This window comes from Poritiphilus flavus, from assembly GCF_009901585.1.
Lineage (GTDB): Bacteria > Bacteroidota > Bacteroidia > Flavobacteriales > Flavobacteriaceae > Poritiphilus > Poritiphilus flavus.
The window spans coordinates 237,822-259,572 of the sequence record NZ_WXYO01000008.1 but is presented as its reverse complement, the minus strand read 5'-3'; the positions used below and the strand labels follow the sequence as shown (position 1 = coordinate 259,572).

Sequence of the window (21,751 nt, the reverse complement as noted above, 5' to 3'; positions counted from 1 at the left end):
CTAGCTATTAATTCTATTTATGGCCTCCTCTATTTTGGGTTCCTTCACACAGAGGGAAAAACGGATAAAACCTTCCCCATTATTACCAAAAACAGTACCCGGGGCCACAAAAAGGTGTTTGTCATAGAGCAACTCATCAATATAAGATTCTGAGCTCGCTGCCCCTGTCGGCAGTTTAGCCCATACAAACATCCCTGCCGCAGAACTGTCATAAGTACAACCCAGTCTGTCCGCCAACTCAAAAATAAGGCTGCGTCTGGAAGTGTAAATACGATCTTGCCCGGCGTACCAGGAGGCGCTGCTGCCAAGAGCCGAAATCGCGCCTTTCTGCAGGCCGTAAAACATGCCTGAATCCATATTGCTTTTTACCTTAAGTATGGCATTGATATGTTCGCTGCTTCCAAGAACCATCCCTATTCGCCATCCGGCCATATTAAAGGTCTTACTCAATGAATTCAATTCCAGAGCCACTGCTTTGGCGCCTTCTACCTTTAAAAGACTGGTGGGCTGGTCATTGAGAACAAAACTATAGGGGTTATCATTAATAACCAGAATATCGTTTCGCTTTGCAAAGCCAATTAAATCAGCTAATTGTTCCTCACTGGCTTTGGCTCCCGTAGGCATATGCGGGTAGTTTACCCACATCAACTTAACCCGGGAAAGATCCTCCTTTTCCAGCCCGTTCAGGTCTGGCAGCCAATTGTTTGCCTCTGTGAGGTGATACTTTCTTGGTATGGCACCTACTAATTTGGAAACGGAGGTATAAGTAGGATATCCCGGATCCGGGATCAGCACCTCATCCCCTTCATTCAGGAAAGCCATACTAATATGCATAATACCCTCTTTAGAGCCCATCAGGGGAAGCACTTCAGTACCCGGGTCTGCCTGAACTCCAAACATTCTATTGTAAAATCCACTAATCGCGGTTCTGAGTTCGGGTAAACCCTGGTAGCTCTGATACTGGTGGGCACTTACAGCGGACATGGCCTCCTGTAAACTGGAGATAACCTCTGGCGAGGGCGGAAGATCCGGACTGCCTATACCCATATTGATAATGGGCTTGCCCTGGGCTGCCAATTCCCTTACCTCTCTCAACTTCCTGGAGAAGTAGTACTCTTCAACGGTATGTAATCGATTTGCAACAGGGATCATAATCTCGCATTTTTATATTCTCCTAATACCTTAAAATCTTCAGCCATGATCTCTAGTAGTGATTTGGCCTTGGCGAAATGATCATAAGATTCAAAGGTCACATCTACAAAGAAGGAATACTTCCAGGGTGTTTCTATGATTGGTAGTGATTGTATTTTGGTAAGGTTCAAATTGCAATCACTCATTACATTGAGTACAGTTGCCAGGCTACCCCTTTTATGATCTGTAATAAACCTCAGCGATGCCTTGTTGATCTCTTCCCGTGGGAGTTCCTTGTTCCTGGTTTTGACAATGATGAAACGCGTAGCATTATTCTTAATAGTCTGGATTTCCGGGGCGATAATTTCCAGATCGTACAGTTTTGCAGCGCCCTTGGGCGCTATGGCGGCAATTCCTTTTAACTTATTATCCTGTATACGTTTGGCAGTTTCCGCGGTATCCACATCTTCCACCATCTTTATATGCGGTTGAGTTTTCAGATACTCCCTACACTGTAATAAAGCCATGGGATGTGAATGCACCTCGGTGATCTCGCCCAGACTTTGCCCGTTCAGAACCATGAGGTTGTGATGAATATTCAGGTAATGTTCTCCGATAATGTGCAGATTGTTCTCGTAGACCAGGGCGTAATTCGGAATTATGGAACCGGCAATAGAATTCTCCAGGGCCATAACCCCCTGATCTGCCCTTTTGCTGATCAGTTCATCTACCAGACCGTGGAAGGAGAGGCATTCCACCAATTCAATGCCATTCCCGAAATACTCTTCGGCCACCTGATGGTGGTTAGATCCCTTAATACCCTGTATGGCGATCTTTTTTTTCAATATGTTGTTTTTACCGGCCACATGCGCCTTTAATACTTAGTTTATCCCAAAAAAAAGTCCCGTAATTCACGGGACTTCATATGCGATATTGTTTCATGCACACTAGAACAGTCCCGTACCCCTCTTAAAGAAGAAGTAAAAGTAAAAGCTGTTCCAAAAATATGTGCGTGTCATTTTCCTTTATTTCAGGGGCTAATGTAGCTATTAATTTTAAAATTCAAATAATATGCCTTCCTTTTTTTGAATCTTCCGCAAAATTTGGACTACGTTGCGGATTTTTTTTGAAAACGCTGATATTATTGATAATAGTTCATCGATGAGAGAACGTTTCATCCTCCTGAAAATTGTCCTTTTCCATGTCTCATCTTGTTTCCATTGTTTATTTTTACCAAAAAAAGTGAATGTCCATATCGGTAAAGAACATTAGCAAATCCTTTGGGTCCCAGAAAGTACTGAACGAGGTTTCTTTTGAGATCAGCAAGGGGGAAATTGTAGGTTTCCTGGGGCCTAACGGGGCAGGGAAATCCACCCTAATGAAGATCCTTACCACTTATAGTGCTTCAGATTCGGGAGAAGCCAAAGTGAACAGCTTTGACGTGGTCTCGGAGCCCAGAAGCGTTCAGAAAAGTGTTGGCTACCTGCCGGAACATAACCCGCTTTACCTGGACCTTTACGTAAAAGAATACCTGGCCTTTAATGCAGAGGTGTACAAAGTTCCCAAGTCGCGCATAGCCGAAGTTATAGAGCAGACCGGGCTTAGTCCTGAAGCGCACAAAAAAATCGGGCAGCTTTCCAAAGGATACCGTCAGCGTGTTGGTCTGGCCGCGGCACTGTTGCACGATCCGGAGGTGTTAATTCTCGATGAGCCTACTACGGGCCTGGATCCGAACCAATTATTGGATATTCGCCGGCTAATCCGTAAGATCGGCAAAGAGAAGACCATTTTACTCTCTACCCATATCATGAAAGAGGTAGAAGCTGTTTGCGACAGGGCTATTATCATCAACAAAGGCAGTATAGTGAGCGACAAAAACCTGGATGACCTTCGGCAGGAGGAAGAACAAATTATTGAAGTGGAGTTCGATTACCGGGTGGAAGAAGTTCTGCTTAAAAAATTACCCAATGCCACCACAGTGAAGAATACGGGTGGCTTTGTCTATGAAATAAGCTTTGATACGGACAAAGACATGAGGCCGGCAGTATTCGACTTCGCTCATGACAACAAGCTGAAAACCCTGCAGCTAAGCAGAAAGAACAAGAACCTGGAAAGTTTATTTACGGAACTTACTTCGGATTAGAGATCAGCAAACTCCATTTACTGAATTCGGTCCAGGTTGTCATCCACTTCCTTGTTCCTGTACTCATTCGCTTTGCTGCTTCCGAAACTGTACTGCAGGCTAAGGGCAATCTCCCTTGCATCTCCGAAGTATATCCCCTCCGCCACAACTCCGGCGATATTATAACTTTCCCGGTAGTTTTGCCCCCTGGTGATATCGCTCAAGCGCAGGGAGCATTGAAGTTTCTTAAAGAATGTTTTGGAAAAGGCAGCCTCCAGGACGAAAAGCCCATTTCTTTCGTAAATGCCCTCTTTTCTTTTGGTCAATCCCCAGCCTCCGACGGAAATAGTAGTATCCCTGGCAATTTTGAACTGATGATTGGTGTAGTAATAAAGGTATGGCCGGGAATCACTTAAGGCTGCTTCCGGATCCCGGATCCTTCTGTATAACAAGGAGACCCAGTTTGTAGAAGTCCATATTTTGTGATTAAAAGGCAATCCCAGGTTGATGTCCAATCCGGTCTCTCCTTTAAAATTTGTTGGGGCAAGGACAGCCCTGTCTGCCTGTTCGTCATAACGGATACTGTAATAAATCGGGTTATCCTGTTCTGAATAGCGCAAACTCAAGCTTTTGTCTTTCCATTGAAAATTGACTGACCATTCCTCCGTGATCGCGGGTAAAAGGTTTACGTTATTGGAGCCCTCCAGAAAGGGATTAATAAAAACCGTGATGGTACTGGTATTCCTAAAATTAGGCCTGCGGATCGTTTTGGCGTAATTGAGTTGAATGCTTTTGGTACTGTCCAGTTCAAGACTTGTGTTCACTCTTGGGAAAAAATTGGTGTTCTTCCGATCCAGGGCAAGCAGGCTATCATCTGTAAATTCACCCCTCGCCTCATTGGTTTCCACTCTCATACCTGCGCCGTAACTAAATCGTTTACCTTCGCCAGAAAACTGTAAATAGGCCGCGGTAGTTGTTTCGGAATAGTCGTAATTAACCACCTCATCCGATCCGTCATTGATATTAGAGATCCGGGTAAAGGCATCTGCATCCGCTTTGTTCAGGGTCATTCCAAACTCAGCCTTAAGCCCCTTCTTAAAGTTTTTTTCCAGGTCTACGCGTACGGCTTTGGATTCGATGCTATAGCGTTGGTTCCTGTTCTGTGAAGGAATAAAACCAGCATCATTCAAATTATTGTTTATGGCTGTTTGCAGTTTTTGGTCGTACCAGGTGTACTGGACCCCTGAAAACAATGTTAGATTGCTGGACAATCTATTATTGTAGTTAAAACTACCGCTAAAAAGGTCTCTGCTATTGTCATTCGTGGTCTTTGTAAGGATTCGATCTGTAATATTACCTTCCTGAAGCAGCGTACTGGTTTCAATTGGAAATTGGTCTGTTTGTCTTTGAAGATTGAGATTGAGTGAGATATAATCCTCCTTATTCAAGTCGTACAAAAGCCCAAGGTTACTGTTTATTTGCAAGCGGTCATTTCTTGGAATAAGTACCAGGTAATCCGTAAGTATATCCCTTTCGGGAATAAGGAATTCAAAACTATTGCTTTCCCAGGTTTGAAGGTCGTTCCTTGCCAGGCTGCCCTTGAGTGTAAGATCTTCTCCGCTGTTATTCGCTGTAAAGTTCAGATAATTATTAAAATTCCGCTTTTGTGAAGCCGTTTCCACAATACCGAGTTTTAGGCCTTTGCCAGTAGACTGCTTTGTGGTGATCAGCAATACTGTTCTACCTTCCGCCTCGTATTTTGCAGAAGGGTTATTGATCAGTTCCACACTCTGGATGTCACTTACAGACATGGCAGTGAGTTCCTCTACCGAGATCCTTTGGTTGCCCAGATAGATCAGGGGTGCACCCCGCCCGATCACATTGATTGAGGTTCTGTCAGGACTGAGTTGAACGCCCGGTAGTTTTGATAGTACTTCCAAAGGATCTGGGATAGCGGACAATACCGGGTTGGTAACATCCATACTTACATTCCCATTCTTAAAGCCAAATAAGGGTTTGGCAGCTACCAGTTCTACCTCTTTCAGTTCGGTCGCTTTTTCTTCCAGAACAATGCTCAGGTATTCGTTTTCAAACAAAGTAATTTCTTGTTCGTAGGAGGCAAAACCAAGGCAGGAGATCTTTAGTCGGTAATTACCTTTAGGGACCTCATTGAAGCGGAAACGACCTTCAAGAACCGCGGTATAAGCCACAGGCTCCTTTTCTCTTTGATCGAAAAGCAAGGCGTCACCTACGGATACCACTTTGGCCGTAGCCTCTGTTACCATCCCCTCAAGGGAAACGGTTTGCTGTGCCTGCAAGGTCGCACATAAGCTGACCCAGAATAATGCTGCCAATTTGTACGTCATAAACGTTTGGCAAATAACAGCTTTAGGGCCTTCCGGTAATGGGATCCTGGTTTGAAATTGGTACTAGTACGGGTACTAAATTGTCAGCGCGGCGATGGAATTCCAACTTTACCACCGCTGTGAGGATGTTATTTTTTCTGCAGAAGCTCTTTTCTGCTCCTCACATCAAGCTTCTGATAAATGTTGGTGATATGTGTTTTGACCGTATTAACGCTTATGAAAAGTTCATTCGCGATTTCCTTGTTGGTCTTACCTTCCAGGATCAGGCTACGGACATTGCTTTCCTGTCTGCTGAGCGGCACAGAAACCTCCTGACGCTTTTTCCGGGCTTTTAACATCAATCCCAATAGAAATAATACAAGGCCACCAAGAAGCAGATTTACCCATATGCTGATCTCATAATTCCTGGCTGTTTTGTTTCCTAAAACCAGCAATAGTCTTTGTTCTAAAAAGTAGTACTCGGCCTGATCTATTTCGCTTGATCTGAGTTCTTCAAGCAATCCCTGGTAATAGGTCGGGTTCTCCAGAATATCCTTGTTCAACAATTGCTTGTTCGCTAATTCCCGGATGCTGATCAACTTAACCATAAGGATCTGAAGAGAATCCTTGGCAAAAGACCTGTAAGCCTTATCTCGCCCGGATATTAGGTGCTCTTCCTTATCCTCACTGGCGTAAAATTCCCGCTCAAACCTTCGCAAACGCTGCCATTCCCTGTCGGCCAGATTGGTAGTGCGGTACTTGTCAAAGATGGCATCTCCCTTTTCAAAATGAAGCCTGTCTTTATTGGAAAGTAAGATCAGTTGATCGTGTTTAGGCAGCTGCCCGATCGCCTTCTTAATGGCTTTTATATGCAGGCGGTATACGGATTCCTTTTCTGGTAGCAGTTCCCGTTTAAATGAAAAATAACCATCCTGGCTTATAGGGGATACTGCAATGAGCCTGGTTTTGTCAATACGCTGTAACTCATTGAGCTCAATCCGGGAAAGGTAAACCTGCTTTTCCCACAGGGCCGGCTCTTTAAGACTGACGTAGCCCGTTATGACATCCTGCCCAAGTAGCGAAGCTCCAGTTAGTAGAAGAAAAAGAAAGCAAAAATGCCTGAGCATATTTCAGCGGATTTTACAGACTAAAGTTAGGGTATTCCCTGCTTAAAATCAATCGTCATTTGATCTCACAGGGGTTCTTTCAAAATGGCGATCATGGTTTGGATGCCCTCCCGGTAATTCCCCAACCGCAGATTTTCATTCGGGCTGTGTTGGTTATTGTCCCGATTCACTGTGGGTACTGTAACGGCGGGAATCCCGAGGGTATTCACAAATGGGGAGATCGGGATGGAACCTCCGCTCATACGGATCATTACGGGTTTCTCACCAAAGGTCTTAAACAAAGCCCTTTGAAGCCAAAGGCCAACATCCGAATCAAAATCCGTTCTAAAGGATTGATAGGAGATCTCTGTGGTATAGGTCGCGATCTTTTCATGGCTAAGCCTTTCCTCCCTGCTGGGTTCTCTGTCGATCACATAGTACCCCATGGAGCGAATGTGGTCTCCGATCAGCTTTAGCAGCCTTTCCGGGTCCGACTCCAGAACCAGTCGAACATCAATTTCCGCCCTGGCCCAGGCAGGTACAATGGTCCTCACTTTTTCGTCTATCCATCCGGACTGCATCCCCCGGATGTTCAGAGAGGGATATTGAATTGCTTCCTGATAATAGCTCCCGACTTTATCTGAATTTACTATCTGAAGCCGTTCTTTGATTCCATTTTCGTCGTCTGGTACGGCACGCAGCACCGCTTCGGTTTCCGGGCTTATAGAAATCCCATCGTAAAATCCCTCAAGGGTTACTCGCCCTTCATCGTCTTTCATTGAAGCCAGGATTTTGGCAAGTCTTAAGGCAGGATTAGGCGCGTAATTTCCAAAATGCCCGCTGTGTTGAGAAACCACAGGCCCGTAGGTAGTTAGCGTAGCTGTGGCTATACCGCGGGCACCAAAGGTTAGCGTGGGTTTATTTGAAATATGTCTGGGGCCGTCAAAGATAACCAGCATGTCCGCAGACAGCAATTCCTTATTTTGTTCTACCGCTTCAGGAAGGTTGGGCGACCCTAACTCCTCTTCGAAGTCCATGATGACTTTCAGGTTGAAATTTGGACTGTGATCCTCGTCTCGAATAGCCTCCAGAGCACTCAAAAACATGGCTACAGGGCCTTTGGCATCGCTGGCCGATCGGGCAAACACGCGCCAATCATCTTCGTATTCCGCAATCCGCTCCCAGGGTAACTCCTCCCATTTGCCGTTCCCGGATGGTCTTTTCAGAACCGGGATGTACGGACTCTGCTGAAACCAGCGAGTGCTGTCTACCGGTTGACCGTCTATCTGCAGATACACCAATACCGTTTTGCCAGCCCTGGGATGTTTGCGTTCAGCCAGTAGCAAGGGGGCGGTTTTTGTTGATATATGGGTGGTTTGGAATTCTTGTTTTTGAAAAGCTACCTCGCACCACTGGATGTTTTTTTCGATAGCTTCAGGATAAAAGGCGTCGTTAGGGATACTGAGTATTTCCTTAAGCACTGGAAAGGACCTCTGGCTGTATTCTTCTGCCTGTTTATCCCTATCAGTGCCGGATTGGGCCATGCATGTTCCTGCAGCAAAGATCAGGGTTAAAAGGAGGGTTAATTTTGGATTTAAAGGCATGATCACGGATTTTATAAGATTACGAAACAACATCAATTACAACATTTCCAGTTTTCTGACCTGTTTCTACATATTTGAAAGCCTGAGGGACTTCCTCAAGGCTGTACTTTTTATCGATCACCACTTCGTATTTTCCTTCAATTATCAACGCTTTAACCAGCTCAATACTTTTATCGATCTGCAAAGGTATCGGAAATCGCACCTTTTTGCCACCTGTTAAGGGGGTTAGCAGGGCGAGAACAGGGTTTTGGATCATATATCCTAATTCGGAGGAGATATAGGTTCCCTTTGCTTTTAAAAGTCGTTTGCACTTAAAAAATGAACTCTTTCCTACAGCATCAAAAACGTAATCATACTGCCTATCGCTTTTGGTGAAATCCTCTTGCTGATAGTCTATTACCTCATCAGCGCCAAGCTTTCTCAGCAATTCCAGGTTCCGGGTGTTTCCAACAGCGGTGACCCATGCGCCATAGGCTTTAAGCAACTGCAGCATCGCTGAGCCAATGGCTCCGGTTGCTCCATTTATCAAAACCCGTTCACCCGATTTAAAATCTACTTTGTTGACAAAGTTGTAGGCATAGTGAAGGCCTTCAATACCACCAATAACTTGTGCATAAGCTAAAGCTTCGGGCAGTTTTGCGATGCCTTTGTTTTCTGTAACGGTAAAATATTCCGCATAGGTTCCAAGGCCGCTGTCGTCAAAGCCAAATACCCTATCCCCTGGACGGAAACTATAGACTTCTTCACCTACAGACTCCACTTCCCCTGCAAATTCAGTGCCTAATACGGGTTTTTTTGGTTTGAATAGTCCGGTAAGAAAGCGCATAATAAAAGGTTTGGCCCGCAGCATCGCGCAATCGGTCCGGTTAACCGCAGTCTTATGTACTCTGATCAGCAATTCTTTTGGCCCTGGAGTTGGTTTTGGCAGATCTGACAGCAATAGAACTTCCGGTGGTCCGTATCTGGTATGCAATATTGCTTTCACCCTTCAATCATTCGATGGATCCCCTATTCCGTACCTCTTCCAAAACACAAGACATGGCCGTCAGGATCCCTGACATCGAAATCCCTCATACCGTAATCGTGGGTCTCCGGCTTAGATATTCGGTTCACACCTTTGTTCACAAAATCCTGGTACAGCCCGTCTACATCATAGACGAAAACATAGAGGTTGGTGTGAAGTCCATTGTTGGTCACTTCAGGATCCTGAAGGCTGAGATGCACATTGACATCCCCCCGCTTAAGTACGGCGTATTCTATTGGTTCCCTCCAGGTGAAATTGATGTTGAAGCCGAGTTTGTCACTGTAAAAGCTGAGGGATTCTTCCATATTGGATACGCTCAATATGGTAGCCGAATGCGAAAAGTTTTCCTTGTTTTCTGCCATAATCCGGGTTGTTTGCACTAAAAATAGTGAATTTCACCCGGAATTTGACTGGCAATCACACCCAATAAATCGCGTTTACAAGGCGATATAATTTTGGACAATTTGGAATTCAGGCTTACTCTTTCGCCCCCTTACTGATCAAAAATCTCACTACCTCATCATGGTCTTCTCTTTTGGCCATTTTAAGGGCGTTCCTTCTTTCGGAATTGAATCCATAACCGTCGCGTACCGTGGTATTAACATCCGCTCCTTTGGCTACGAGGTATTTTACAGTTTCAAGGTGCCCATTCCAGGCTGCGCGGATCAAGGGGGTTTCGTCTCCTCTTACGTGCCGGTTTACATCTGCACCGGACTCCACCAGGTATTTTACGACCTCAAGATGTCCGGATCTCGCAGCCATAATAAGCGGGTTTCCATCTCCATCGCTGGCTTTGTTTACATCCGCCCCTAGTTTTACCATAGCCATAACCATGTCCAGGTTTCCTTTGGCAGCGGCACGGATCAATCCGGTTCCATCTCCCGGGCTTTCCTTATCAATATCCGCAGAGTAGCTCATAAGTAGCTTCAATACCTCTATTTGGTCGGTTTTTGCCGCTATCAGAATAGGACTTCCGTCTCCATCCATGTCAATATCCGGGTCGGCACCTTTTTTGAGAAGTAGTTTTACTACATCAATGTTTTTTCCCCTTACCGCGGCAATAAGCGGTGTGCCGTCGTTCTGAATCCGGGCATTGACGTTGGCCCCCTGCTCTATGAGAAAGGATACGAGTTCCAGGTTGCCGGATTCAGCAGCGATCATCAGGGCATTCGCGTCGTTTTTGGCATAGAAAGACACTTTCGCCCCGTATTTTACAAGTAGTTTGGCAATATTGAGATCGCCCACGGTGGCTGCCACACCCAGGGGGGACCTCGGCTGATCCTCTCCATAGTAGGTACAATTTGGATTTTGGGATTGAAGAAGTCGTTCTACTTCCCTGGCGTCTTTAGACCAGATAGCCCTTAGAAGGTCGTCGCAATTGTCGGATTGGGAATTCAGGACCACGGAGAATAAGAGTGATATCAAAAGTGAAGCTACATATTTCATTTTATTAGGATTTTATATTCACTCCCAAACATAGCAAGGAAAATAAGTGGTTTTTTGTAAAGTAGATGAAACGGCGTTTTCCACAACCGGAAAGCCTTTTTGGCCTGCTTATCGCATTGGTCATCCAAAACTCCGGATAAATGGGTACTTATACCTTTTTTATCGATTTTGGGCTTGAGAAGTGTTAATTTTCTTTAATGTTGTAGTGATGAGCTCCAATAACGGATTTGTTGATCACATTTTAAAACGCAGGTGGTTATCCCACCTGGTGTTTTGGGGCGGATTATTCTTTATCCTGACCCTTCTGGCCATTTTGAATACGGGTGGAGTTAAGCAACAATTCATCAATTACCTGACCCTGCTTCCTTTTCAAATGATGGCTGCCTATACCCTGGTGTACTATCAGGTACCTAAGCTATTGCTGCGGAAGAAGTATCTTTTGTTTTTTGTAAGCTTCTTATTTTTCATCTACTTTTTTTCTGTCCTGGCCAGGCTTGGGATAGTGCATATCGCAGAACCCTTTATCCGAACGGATTTCGAACAGGAATCCGTAATGGAGATCGTTTCTGACCCCTATTACCTTCTGGCCGTCTACGCCCCGGCCATTTACGTTACCGCCTTTTTAATGCTTGCTGTTAAGATGATCCTGGAAAGGTTTAGAGAAAAACACGACCTGGAGGTATTGCGCAAAGAAAAAGTGACCAATGAACTGAAGTTCCTGAAAACCCAGATCCATCCGCATTTTCTGTTCAACACCCTAAACAATCTATACGCCCTGACTCTGACAAAATCCGACACAGCTCCTGTAATGGTCCTGAAACTTGCAGATATGCTGGACTATATCCTCTATCAGTGTAATGTACCACGCATTTCCATCGACAAGGAAATTGAACTTATCCGGAATTATATCGATCTGGAAAAACTGCGATACGGAGAGCAACTAGACCTGGATTTTAGCTATGATCTCGAAGACGAACAAGCCCAAATAGCTCCTCTGATCCTGCTGGCGTTGATAGAGAATGCTTTCAAACACGGTACTGGGGGGCAGTCTGGAAGGCCGGAGATCAACATATCCCTCAAAACTCAGAATGAGAGGCTAAGCCTTAGTGTTTTCAATACTAAACCCAAGGCAAAAGAGGAAAAAGTGGTCAAACCTGGCAGAAATTCCATTGGCTTACCCAATGTAAAAAGGCAACTGACACTGGATTATCCGAACAAGCACAATTTGGAGATCAGGGAAGAATCAGAGTCCTATCTGGCGGTATTAACTATTGATTTAAGCAAAGACTGATGCCTGTAAAATGCATGATCATTGACGATGAACCACTGGCTATCCAGGTTATTGCACAACACCTGGAAAAGATCGAAGATCTTGAGCTTAAGGGTAGTTTTCAGAAGCCACTGGACGCCTTTGAGATGTTAAAAACTCAGCAAATAGACCTCATCTTTTTGGATATTCAGATGCCGCTACTTAGTGGAATAGATCTGATTAAATCCCTACCGGACCCACCCGCTGTGATCTTTACAACGGCTCATAGGGACTATGCTTTGGAAAGCTATGAGTTAAATATTGTGGACTATTTGCTAAAGCCCATCAGCTTTACCCGGTTTTTCCGCGCGGTGAACAAGTACCGGAAGATAGCCCGGATCCCAGATCCGAAGGTACTTCCAAAGGAAACTGAGCCGGTGAACGATCACATTTATGTGAACGCGAATAAGAAATACGTCAAGGTATTGTTCAAAGAGATCACGCATGTGGAGAGCATTAAGGACTACATTCGCATACACACTACAGGAACATCCATTATTACCAAAGACAAGATCAGTGAATTTGAAAGAAAACTCCCGGATCAGTTTCTGCGTGTACACCGCTCCTATATCGTAAACACTACCAAGATATCTGCTTTTACCGCAAAGGATATCGAAATAGGGCGAACTGAAGTTCCGATTGGGGATAGTTATAAGAAAGCCATCCTGAGCATCTTAAAACGTCCTTAACGAAACTTTGCTCCTTGCTCTTCTAAAAAAGCGAGGATCCGCTTAACCTGTTTGTCTATGTCCTTAATTCCCTTTATAGAATAGATTAAACTTCTTTTTTTTCCGTCTGTTAACTTCTCATAAACAGCCTTTGCCTGTGGGTCCTGGGCCAAAAGTACCGTTAATACCTCGGGGACTTCAACACCCAAGGGCAAGGGGTTCGGGTCCTCGATTATCTCAAATAAAACGGTATCTCCAAGTTGTTTACCTAGTTTCTTCAAATTTGCTGTAGACAGAATGATAAAGAAATTCCCGTCTCCAAAATGATTCAGGCCGCAGGAGTAGGAAATGCTATCGTCCAGGGTACATAGGAGTCGGGTTGCGCGCTGCTTCTCAAACTGCTTTACAATGTCTTTATCAATTTTGAAGTAATAGTAGCCCCCTTTCCTTTTTTCGAGTTGTCTGACGGGTTGATTAAAGGTAAAATTGGGCATAAAAGATCCATTTTAAGGTTTGATGTAGAACCGGTTTATTTCATACCAATTTCACTTCTTCTTTTTGCGCTTTTTGGGAGGCTTGCACAATTTGCAGTAATCTGCCAGAGCCTCTATCTCCGTTTTAATGGCCTGGTGTTCTTGTTGAAGCACTTCCGACTTATTTCCAAAATCCGAGGCACTGTAAACCCGGGAACTAATTTCGTTTCTTTCTGCGATCAGTTTATCGAAATAAGGTTGGAAAAACCTCGGATCAGAGAAGGCTTTTTTGTTTTCGTAAAGCTCTCTTCTGATCTTTCTGGCATAGAGTTCGGAAAGATCGAAGTCAAAACGGACCAATTTTACTAACTGCTGTGCTTTAAGACTGTCCGGGGCCATCAGCGAAGCGGCATTCCTGTGAAAGTTACAGGAAACTTTAGAATTAAAATTCTTGGTGAACATAAAGGCAACATTAGACATTTGGAAGCCAAAATCTATCATTACCCCGGAGTGAACCGAAATATTGGAAAGGTCTTTATTTATCTGCGTGGTAGAAGCCTTAAAATCTTCTAGTTGGATCTGGTAATCCGACTCCCAGGGGATGGAAGCTTCCTGAGAAAAGCCAAAGGTACTGATGAAAATGAAAGCAATGAAGATCCTGTAAATCATGGGGAAACTGTTTTATTCAGGCCCTCAAAAATAGGTAATCCCTGGGAAACAGACCCGGTTTAGCTTCTATCCCGGATGGTGATAATTTTTTTGTCCCTGAACTCAAACTCTGAACTACCCTCTAGCTTTAAGGTGTCACCCACTTTCATTCCATTTGGGAGATCCACGGCCAAAACGGCTTCATAAACGATACGCACAACTACTTTTTCCCCTTCAAAATCCCAGCTATCAATGCTTTGCTCCCTACTGCTAAAGTATTGCGTCGCAGCTTCAGCTTGCTCGGTAAATGCATCCACGCCTTCTGTGCGGAGATCCACCTCACCCTGGCTAATATTTTCAAAAACAATATCATCGTCCAGGTCCCTTGTCATACCCTTAACATCGAAGGCATTGTATGCAAGGATATAGTGTTCAATAACTTTCTTTCGTTCTTCTTTAGTACCGTTTTTCATCTGGCAGCCAAGTGTAAATATCAAAATCCCTATTAATCCAAGAAATCTCATTGTGCATTTTCTCTTAATTACAGGAGATTACCGAACAATTTCAATGCTGTTTTCCTATGGGTCAAAACTGCTCTTCTGTTAGTTCCCTGTTCACATAAGCACCTGTTGCATTACCTGTGGACACCGCCTGTGCTACAGAACGAAAATAGCTAGTATTATCACCACAAGCAAAAATACCTTCCGCACTGGTATTTTGAAAGTCATCAATTTTAATATAACCGTCTTCAGTCAGCTCACATCCAAGTTTGCCGGGTAGATCCGTATGCTGTTCGAATGGGATACTGGCATAAAGAGCGTCAAAATGCTGCATTTTTCCTCCCTTGAAGTGCAACGCGCTTAAGTGGCCATGCTCATGCTCAATTTCAGAAAGCTTTTCCTCCACGATACGAACGCTGTTCTTCTCGAGTTTTTGCAATTGTTCCGGACTGAACTCAGCCCTGCCCATCGTAAGAATAGTAATGTCTTCGGTTAGATTATTTACCATGGAAGCCAGATGAAAGGCGCGGTCTCCATTAGCCATTATGGCGGTCTTCCGGCTACGGAACTCGTAACCGTGACAGTAAGGACAGTGGATAACAGAGATCCCCCAACACTCAGCAAACCCTTTGATATCCGGCATGATATCTTTGATGCCTGTGGCAAAAATCAGTTTTTTAGCCTGGAAAGCCTTCCCGGATTCCGTGCGGATCTCAAAACCATAAGTCGTCTTTTTCCCATCCGTAGCAAGTTCATTCAGGAAACTTACACTATCGTAAGCTTCCACCTGCTTCCTTGCCAGACGGGCAATATCGGAGGGTTTTTGGCCATCCTGGGTTAGAAAATTATGGGAATGCGGGGTTTGTCGGTTACAGGGCTTACCGCTATCAATTACCAGTGTTTTGCGAAGGGACCTACCCAGGGCCATAGCGGCAGAAAGCCCGGCATAACTTCCCCCAATGATTATTACTTCAAAAGTGTTTGGTGTGTTCATTCTTCGGATTTAGATGCGCTCCAGCCTGGCTATGAAGAAGGTAGCTTTAAGCTAATTTCCTATGAAGGCGGGTTTTTTCGTTTTTTTCTTGACAAATTTAAACATAGTTTTTATTATTGCAACATAGTCGCATTAATAAATTATGCAAAGAAGAAAAACCCCGACAAAGGAGGCCGTATTGAAGATTCTTAAGGACAGCGGCAGGGCAATGAGTCAGGAAGGTATTGAGTCTGAAATTAATATAGAGATCAACCGGGCTACCATTTACCGCATCCTCAACAGGTTTTGTGAAGACGGGCTGGTACACAAAATCGTGGCTGAGGACGGGAAGCAGTATTTTGCCTTATGTTTGAATTGCAGCGAAAAGAAACACCGGGACAATCATTTTCATTTTCGCTGCCTTTCTTGTCAATCCATAGAATGCCTGGAGGAGCCGGTAAACTTTTCGGTCCCGGCCGGGTATCAGGTGACCAGCCTAAACTGTGTGATCAGTGGGGTTTGCAAAGATTGTTACCAGCATACCCGCTTGTCCTGAAACTGAACCCGAAGTAACTAAAAGCCTACCTGCTGTAGTAACCACCGTTTACCCAAAAGGTCTGCCCTGTAAGCCATTGCGACCTTTCGGAAGCCAAAAATGAGACCAGAGGCACTACATCCGAGATCTCTCCAATTCTTTGGGCAACCGAAAACTTAGCCACATATGCCGCAGCACCGGGTGGTTCCTGGCTATGGAAAAATGGGGTATCAATAGGGCCCGGGCATACTACATTTACCGTGATTCCCCTACCACCTACTTCCCTGGCCAGGGCTCTGGCATACTCTTCCATTCCCGCCTTGGTGCCAGCATATGCCGAGTAATTAGGTGTAAGTTTACCAAAAAGAGTGGTACCAATATTTATGATCCTACCATTGTCCGCCAGTCTTCTGGATGCTTCTCGCATACAGAAAAAAGTACCCTTGGAATTGATATTTGCCAGGCGATCATATTCCTCTTCGGTCACCTCAGAGAGGGGCTTCTTAACGATCTGGCCCGCATTGTTAACGAGTATATCTACCCGGCCAAATTGATCAATAGCCGTATCGAATAACTTTTCAATATTGGAAAGCTGCCCGAGGTCGCCGACTGCAATTGCCGCCTTACCACCAGCTTTTTCCACCAAAGAAGCAGTTTCCTCCGCCTGATCCCGGCTATCCGGTTTATGATGATGCACCACTACATTGGCGCCAGCTGCTCCAAAGGCTACAGCGTAACCCCTTCCAAGGTTGTTTCTGGCGCCTGTTACAATGGCCACTTTCCCTTTCAGTTCATTTTCCGAAAACACCGCCGAGTTCTGCTTTAATGACACTCCCGGAACCAGGCCCGCCCCAAAAACGGCGGCAGCTTTGCCGGTATTTTTAATGGCTACCCTACGGCTCATAGCTGACTTCTCCATAAGGTTAACTTTTTACTTTTAGCATACCTTCAATTCCAAATGCGCTGTAAATACCATGGGTCATCTGATCCAACTGTGTATTGTAGGCAACCACGTGAGTTCCCATCCCCATATGATCCACTACTGTACGCATAGGTTTTTCTCCACTCGGAATGTCAACCAACTCAACAATGGCATCGGCAACCTTTTGGGGTCTCTGTTCAGGGTTACTTTCCAGGGCTTTTTCAAAGTTCTCGAACATCAGGCCGGGAGCATTCATAAATTCCCCATACGCTTCAACTCTGCTGGAATCGCTTGGTTTTTTGAGGTTATCCATAAAAGTAGTGGGGTAACCTCCTGGTTCTACGATACAACACTCAATCCCAAACTGGGACAATTCGGTACGATAGTTCTCTGCAATAGCTTCCAAAGCCCATTTTGAGGCATTGTAAATTCCATAGAAGGGTAAGGTTATCCTGCCCAATAAGCTAGAGGTAAACAGTACCAGTCCATGCCCCTGGCCGCGTAAATAAGGCAATGCCGCACGCATTACGCGTTGCGTTCCAAAGATGTTGACATCAAAAATGTACTGCATGTCCTCCGGAGTAAAGTGCTCCTGCATCCCAAGTACTCCTACACCAGCATTGTTAATGAGTACATCCAGGCCTCCCAGCGACTCAATGGCCTCTTCCACAGCACGGTTTACCTCATTCTCCTCTGTTATATCCATCTCCACCAGGACAGCGCCTGCTGCCTTTAGTTCTGAAGCAACTTCTGCGTTTTTACCGCTGGTACTGCGCATTGTTCCTACCACTTGATGGCCTTGCGCTAATAAACTCTTGGTCGTAAGGGCGCCAAATCCACCACTGGCCCCTGTAATAAAAATCTTCTTTGACATGATTCTTCTTTTTAAATTCATAATTACATTGCAAATCACGGACTATATGAGCAGGAACTACCTACCCATATTATAGGAAGAAGTACCAATTTCAAAGCAGAAGATGTTACTAGCTGTTTTTTCGATAAGTAGAGGGTGTTTGACCGCTGTAATTTTTAAAAAACCTGCTGAAATGATTAGGTTCACTATAGCCAAATCGAATACTGATCTCCTTCACAGTTAATGAGGTATTTTTCAAAAGGGATTTAGCCCCTGAAATCAATCTTTCAGCTATCCATTGATGGGCGGATTTTCCAGTTTTTGATTTTATGACGGTATTCAGATAGTTAGGATGCAAATTAAGCTCATTGGCATAATCCTGTACCGTATGGGTGTATTCAAATCCCGTATTAAGCAAACCATTAAACTGTTGTTCCAAAAGACGTTTGAAGGATTTGACGATCTGAGAGTTTCTATCGCCCTCCTCTATCGGATTGTAATCTTGCCAGAAATAAGCTTTGATCTTGAGTAACAGAACCACGAATAGATTTCCCAAAACTTTTTTTTGATATTTACCCGGATTCCGAAACTCTTTGAATATCTGGGTATAAAGGAGTTCGAACTCCGAGTATACCTCCTGGTCCAGGGTTTTGGGCGGAACGGTCTCCGCGAGCAGAAAGGGGAACTCCTTGAAGATCTCAGGGTGAACATTTTCCATCAGGAAAGTTTCCGTAAGGGTTATAATATAGGCGTCTCTGGATTGAATAATTTCAAAAGCCTTAATGTGCCCGGGATTTGTAAAATATACGGTCCGCGATTCAAAAGGATAGGTATTATCGTCTATGGTATAAGATCCCTTACCATCCTTAACAAATACGAATGAAAAGTAATCTGCCCTAAAAACCGGTGACTTAAACGGTAGTTTCTGATGCAGATCAGGAAGAAAATGGATGGTAAAATCTAATTCCTGCTCCAATGGCAGGTTTAGGGACCGGTAGAGGTCAGAGATATTATGATGAACAATCAGATCCATTTATTAACACTGGCCCTTTCACTTAAGGGGCGGCGGACAAATTAAATTAGCAACCGATACTGGTCTTCTTTCCTAAATTTAGAAAAACTAAGTGGAAACCGGAACTTATCTGGCAGTTAAGTAAGCTCACCGGCAATGTAACTTTTTTCAATAATCGTGGTCATTATAAAAACACCTTTTTTATATGACTTCTATAGCGAAAAAAGCCCTGATTTGCATAGCCATTGTGCTACCTCTTGCAGGCGGTGCCCAGTTGAGAGAGAAATTTCAGGCCCATGCCACCTACCTTGCTTCAGACGAGTTAAAAGGGAGAGGAACAGGTAGCGAAGGTATTCGGCTTGCGGCAAAATACATTGCAACTCAATTCAAAGAAATAGGCTTGGAACCCGGTTTAGAGAAATCGTATTACCAGGAATTCCCATTTCCGGAACAGCAGCAGCCAGAGGCCAATATTGTAGGGGTTATCAAAGGGGCGGCCACAACTAAAAAGTCCATAGTATTTACCGCTCATTATGATGCATATGGCGTGATAAAAAAGGAGGAGCAAAACGATTCCATCTATAACGGGGCCCTTGACAACGCCATCGGAGTAGCTGCACTAATTGAAATAGCCAGGCTGTTCGCTGAGCAGGAAGCCCCGGAATGCCATCTGGTTTTTGTTGCGACGGCGGCAGAGGAATTCGGCGCATACGGAAGTAAATTTTATGTGGAAAACCCGGTATTTCCCATTGAAGATATCATAATATGCCTGAACATTGATGGTTTCAATGTAAGCGGAGTGCGGGAAGACTACTTCGTTTTTCCCAAACGCGGTGTAGATTATGTAGACCAAATAGAAGCTATTGCAAAGCCTCTGGGGTGGGTCTACAAAAGTCCGGGTTGGGAAGACCAATTGAACACCAGTTTTGACACTGCCTCCTTCCTTCAACGAAGTGTCCCGGCACTGACACTCTGGACGGGAGACCAATTAAAAGGCGGTAAAACCGCCGAACCGATCCCCTTTGGGAAGATACACAGTCCGGAGGATGAGATCACTGCACTTTGGAACTGGGAAGGTGTAGAAGATCATTGCCTTTTATACAAGGCCATCGCGGATTACTTTCTTAACAACCCCAGCGACATAAAGGTCACTGAACCTTCTTTGTTTATGGAAAAATGATTCCAGTTGGTAGTAGGTAGTTGATAGTTGATGGTCAGTACTCAGCGTATAGCGCAAAGCGTAAGACCGATATATGAAGTACGGTATTAGATGTACGATATTAGATGTACGATATTAGATGTACGATATTAGATGTACGATATTAGATGTACGATATTAGATGTACGATATTAGATGTACCGATTTGCTCTTAAACGTACTTGGCAAAGCATTCAAGAATTCGTCTTAACATCCAACAGTTTAAAAAATCTAACAATCCAATAGTCTAATTCCACAATTCCTCAATTTTACAGTTTCACATTTCTTCAAATCTTCAAATTGCCTCTCTGCTTTTAAAATGCAGTAAGAACCAATAACTTGAAATCGGGGTGGGGTTTGGAACCCCGGTTTTCAGTAAGCAGTAGCCGGTAGGCAGTTGGCAGTTCGAAATGTCAGGTCGAGCGTCCACCCGGCCAAGGCGTTCGGACGGGCAGTCGAGACCTAGTTAGGGCAGTGAACAGTCCTCCTTCGCTAAAGCTTCGGAGGATGAATACAGTGGGCAGTTGGCAGCAAGCAGTAGACATAAAACGTATAGCGCAAAGCAAGGACTCTTCAAAGTTTAAATGCAACACTTAAAACTCAAAACCTTTCAATTGAACTTAAACTTAAGCTTACACTTCCGAATTAGCTCAGTGTTCCGAATCAACACCGTTACACATGCAAAGCCTCCACCACCTCATCCAGGGTATCCTGCACATTGGGATTCGTACAATTGATCAAAATGGCTACAACGAGTTGTTGCTCCGGATATATAAAGAAATTGCTATAGCCCCCAACTCCGTTGCCAACATGGCCGTAATAAGGCCTTCCCTTCTTGTCTTCGCTTACCTGCCACCCCAATCCATAATAAGTCGGCTGCCCTTTGACTTTTTGTGAACTAAGAAAGTCTGATAGCACTTCTTTAGAAGAGATCTTTCCTTCAAGATAGGCCTGACCCAATCTGGCAATGTCTTCAGAGGTTGATAGATAACCCCCTCCGGCCAGTTTGTAGGCGTTGTTTACAGTTACGGCTCGTCGGAAACCACTGAGGTTTCTGGAATAGAAAGTGGCGATACGGTCAGATCTTGAGTATTCATTGCTTTCGGAATCTACATTAGGAAGATCCTTTATTGAATGTTCCGGAAAAGTGTTCTGCATCCCCAGAGGTTTTAGCACCTTCTCCTCTACATAATCCGCAAAGGGCAGCCCACAGGCCTCCTGCATGGCCAGAGAAACCAAAACCCAGTCATAACTGTTGTAATGGTAGCCGGTACCAGGATCAAACAACAGCTCGTCATCCTGGAAAATTTCCAGGCTGTCCTTTATGGAGTAGGGCCTGTTCAGGGCGTATTCCTTTCCCTTGTATCCCCGTATCCCGGCAGTATGGCCCGCCAGTTGCCGCAAGCTTATATCAGCTTGTTTCTTTGGAAAATAAGGCAGGTGATCATAAACGGAATCGTCCAGGGAAATAGTGCCTTCGGCCACCATTTTGGCAAGGGCTGTTGCCGCAATAGGCTTAGACACACTGGCCGCCCTGAAAATAGTGGTTTTTGGATCTACATCCACCTTTTTGTCCAGATCTGCATAACCATAACCTTGCTGTATTAACAACTTCCCCTGTTTGAGGACCGTCACTGAAATCCCGGGAACGACTCCCTGGCTGGTCAGGTCACTTAGCAAAGCATCCGCCCTGGTGAGTCCGCGCAGTTTCTGATGATCTCCGATTACTCTTCTGAACGCCAGAAGATTTTTAAGGTATGAGACTATTGGGTTCAAAGGATGCTGATTCGTTTATGTGTTGAATTGTAAAATTGTAAAACTGTAAAATCGTAATTGTTCCTGTTCCAACTATAAACAGATTTAATCCTCCGAAGCTTTAGCG

At 44.6% G+C, this 21,751-nt stretch carries 21 protein-coding genes; 5 read left to right on the top strand and 16 right to left on the bottom strand.

All coding sequences use genetic code 11. The annotated features are described in order from the left end of the window. Entirely contained in the window at window positions 1-1,152 is a 1,152-nt protein-coding gene (locus GTQ38_RS18325) for a pyridoxal phosphate-dependent aminotransferase (RefSeq protein ID WP_161437015.1), read from the bottom strand. After that, window positions 1,149-1,976, bottom strand: coding sequence for a prephenate dehydratase (locus GTQ38_RS18320; RefSeq protein ID WP_161437014.1), 828 nt, complete (start codon window positions 1,974-1,976; stop codon window positions 1,149-1,151). Before GTQ38_RS18320 ends, GTQ38_RS18325 begins: the two co-directional genes overlap by 4 nt. Window positions 1,977-2,377: 401 nt before the next feature. Here GTQ38_RS18320 and gldA point away from each other — a divergent pair, with 401 nt between their 5' ends. After that, window positions 2,378-3,274: a gliding motility-associated ABC transporter ATP-binding subunit GldA gene (gene gldA / locus GTQ38_RS18315; RefSeq protein WP_161437013.1), complete on the top strand. Its 897-nt coding sequence runs from the start codon at window positions 2,378-2,380 to the stop codon at window positions 3,272-3,274. 17 nt (window positions 3,275-3,291) lie between these two features. Here gldA and GTQ38_RS18310 read toward each other — a convergent pair whose 3' ends face one another. The 6 genes from GTQ38_RS18310 to GTQ38_RS18285 all read right to left on the bottom strand — a co-directional run bounded on the left by GTQ38_RS18310 (window position 3,292) and on the right by GTQ38_RS18285 (window position 10,778). After that, the gene (locus GTQ38_RS18310; protein ID WP_161437012.1) at window positions 3,292-5,619 is read right to left on the bottom strand and encodes a TonB-dependent receptor domain-containing protein; all 2,328 of its coding nucleotides are present in this window, start codon (window positions 5,617-5,619) and stop codon (window positions 3,292-3,294) included. Between the two features lie 128 nt (window positions 5,620-5,747). Continuing rightward, the gene (locus GTQ38_RS21050) at window positions 5,748-6,725 is read right to left on the bottom strand and encodes a helix-turn-helix domain-containing protein (protein ID WP_238858026.1); all 978 of its coding nucleotides are present in this window, start codon (window positions 6,723-6,725) and stop codon (window positions 5,748-5,750) included. A 65-nt stretch (window positions 6,726-6,790) separates the two neighbouring features. Continuing rightward, the gene (locus tag GTQ38_RS18300; protein ID WP_238858025.1) at window positions 6,791-8,308 is read right to left on the bottom strand and encodes a M20/M25/M40 family metallo-hydrolase; all 1,518 of its coding nucleotides are present in this window, start codon (window positions 8,306-8,308) and stop codon (window positions 6,791-6,793) included. A 19-nt stretch (window positions 8,309-8,327) separates the two neighbouring features. Then, entirely contained in the window at window positions 8,328-9,293 is a 966-nt protein-coding gene (locus GTQ38_RS18295) for an NAD(P)-dependent alcohol dehydrogenase (protein WP_161437011.1), read from the bottom strand. A gap of 23 nt (window positions 9,294-9,316) precedes the next feature. Continuing rightward, the gene (locus GTQ38_RS18290; protein WP_161437010.1) at window positions 9,317-9,694 is read right to left on the bottom strand and encodes a bleomycin resistance protein; all 378 of its coding nucleotides are present in this window, start codon (window positions 9,692-9,694) and stop codon (window positions 9,317-9,319) included. Between the two features lie 115 nt (window positions 9,695-9,809). Beyond that, window positions 9,810-10,778, bottom strand: a complete 969-nt coding sequence (locus GTQ38_RS18285; RefSeq protein ID WP_161437009.1) for an ankyrin repeat domain-containing protein — start codon at window positions 10,776-10,778, stop codon at window positions 9,810-9,812. Window positions 10,779-10,986: 208 nt separating this feature from the next. Here GTQ38_RS18285 and GTQ38_RS18280 point away from each other — a divergent pair, with 208 nt between their 5' ends. Both GTQ38_RS18280 and GTQ38_RS18275 read left to right on the top strand, forming a co-directional pair. Then, window positions 10,987-12,069, top strand: a complete 1,083-nt coding sequence (locus GTQ38_RS18280) for a sensor histidine kinase (protein WP_161437008.1) — start codon at window positions 10,987-10,989, stop codon at window positions 12,067-12,069. Then, window positions 12,069-12,776 (top strand): LytR/AlgR family response regulator transcription factor, encoded by a 708-nt coding sequence (locus GTQ38_RS18275; RefSeq protein ID WP_161437007.1) that lies wholly within the window; start codon window positions 12,069-12,071, stop codon window positions 12,774-12,776. The genes GTQ38_RS18280 and GTQ38_RS18275 overlap by 1 nt, the downstream gene beginning before the upstream one ends. Here the strand turns inward: GTQ38_RS18275 and GTQ38_RS18270 are convergent. The 4 genes from GTQ38_RS18270 to GTQ38_RS18255 form a co-directional block, all read right to left on the bottom strand. Continuing rightward, entirely contained in the window at window positions 12,773-13,249 is a 477-nt protein-coding gene (locus tag GTQ38_RS18270) for a YdeI/OmpD-associated family protein (protein WP_161437006.1), read from the bottom strand. The genes GTQ38_RS18275 and GTQ38_RS18270 overlap by 4 nt on opposite strands. 51 nt (window positions 13,250-13,300) lie before the next feature. Then, on the bottom strand, window positions 13,301-13,897 hold the full coding sequence (locus tag GTQ38_RS18265; RefSeq protein ID WP_161437005.1) for a hypothetical protein: 597 nt from the start codon (window positions 13,895-13,897) through the stop codon (window positions 13,301-13,303). A gap of 59 nt (window positions 13,898-13,956) precedes the next feature. Beyond that, window positions 13,957-14,400: a nuclear transport factor 2 family protein gene (locus GTQ38_RS18260; RefSeq protein ID WP_238858024.1), complete on the bottom strand. Its 444-nt coding sequence runs from the start codon at window positions 14,398-14,400 to the stop codon at window positions 13,957-13,959. Between the two features lie 61 nt (window positions 14,401-14,461). Further along, window positions 14,462-15,370, bottom strand: coding sequence for an NAD(P)/FAD-dependent oxidoreductase (locus GTQ38_RS18255; protein ID WP_161437004.1), 909 nt, complete (start codon window positions 15,368-15,370; stop codon window positions 14,462-14,464). A 142-nt stretch (window positions 15,371-15,512) separates the two neighbouring features. Here GTQ38_RS18255 and GTQ38_RS18250 point away from each other — a divergent pair, with 142 nt between their 5' ends. Beyond that, window positions 15,513-15,905, top strand: coding sequence for a Fur family transcriptional regulator (locus tag GTQ38_RS18250; protein ID WP_161437003.1), 393 nt, complete (start codon window positions 15,513-15,515; stop codon window positions 15,903-15,905). Window positions 15,906-15,930: 25 nt separating this feature from the next. Here the strand turns inward: GTQ38_RS18250 and GTQ38_RS18245 are convergent, their stop codons facing one another. From GTQ38_RS18245 to GTQ38_RS18235, 3 genes are all read right to left on the bottom strand, one after another. Continuing rightward, on the bottom strand, window positions 15,931-16,803 hold the full coding sequence (locus tag GTQ38_RS18245) for an SDR family oxidoreductase (protein WP_161437002.1): 873 nt from the start codon (window positions 16,801-16,803) through the stop codon (window positions 15,931-15,933). A 4-nt stretch (window positions 16,804-16,807) separates the two neighbouring features. After that, window positions 16,808-17,680: an SDR family oxidoreductase gene (locus GTQ38_RS18240; protein ID WP_161437001.1), complete on the bottom strand. Its 873-nt coding sequence runs from the start codon at window positions 17,678-17,680 to the stop codon at window positions 16,808-16,810. A 109-nt stretch (window positions 17,681-17,789) separates the two neighbouring features. Next, window positions 17,790-18,692: an AraC family transcriptional regulator gene (locus GTQ38_RS18235; protein ID WP_161437000.1), complete on the bottom strand. Its 903-nt coding sequence runs from the start codon at window positions 18,690-18,692 to the stop codon at window positions 17,790-17,792. A gap of 184 nt (window positions 18,693-18,876) precedes the next feature. On the opposite strand from GTQ38_RS18235, the gene GTQ38_RS18230 reads away from it, so the two are divergent. Next, a complete protein-coding gene (locus GTQ38_RS18230; RefSeq protein ID WP_161436999.1) occupies window positions 18,877-19,851 on the top strand; it encodes a M28 family peptidase in 975 nt (324 codons plus the stop codon). Between the two features lie 690 nt (window positions 19,852-20,541). Here the strand turns inward: GTQ38_RS18230 and GTQ38_RS18225 are convergent. Beyond that, the gene (locus tag GTQ38_RS18225) at window positions 20,542-21,645 is read right to left on the bottom strand and encodes a serine hydrolase domain-containing protein (protein WP_238858023.1); all 1,104 of its coding nucleotides are present in this window, start codon (window positions 21,643-21,645) and stop codon (window positions 20,542-20,544) included. Window positions 21,646-21,751 lie beyond the last annotated feature (106 nt).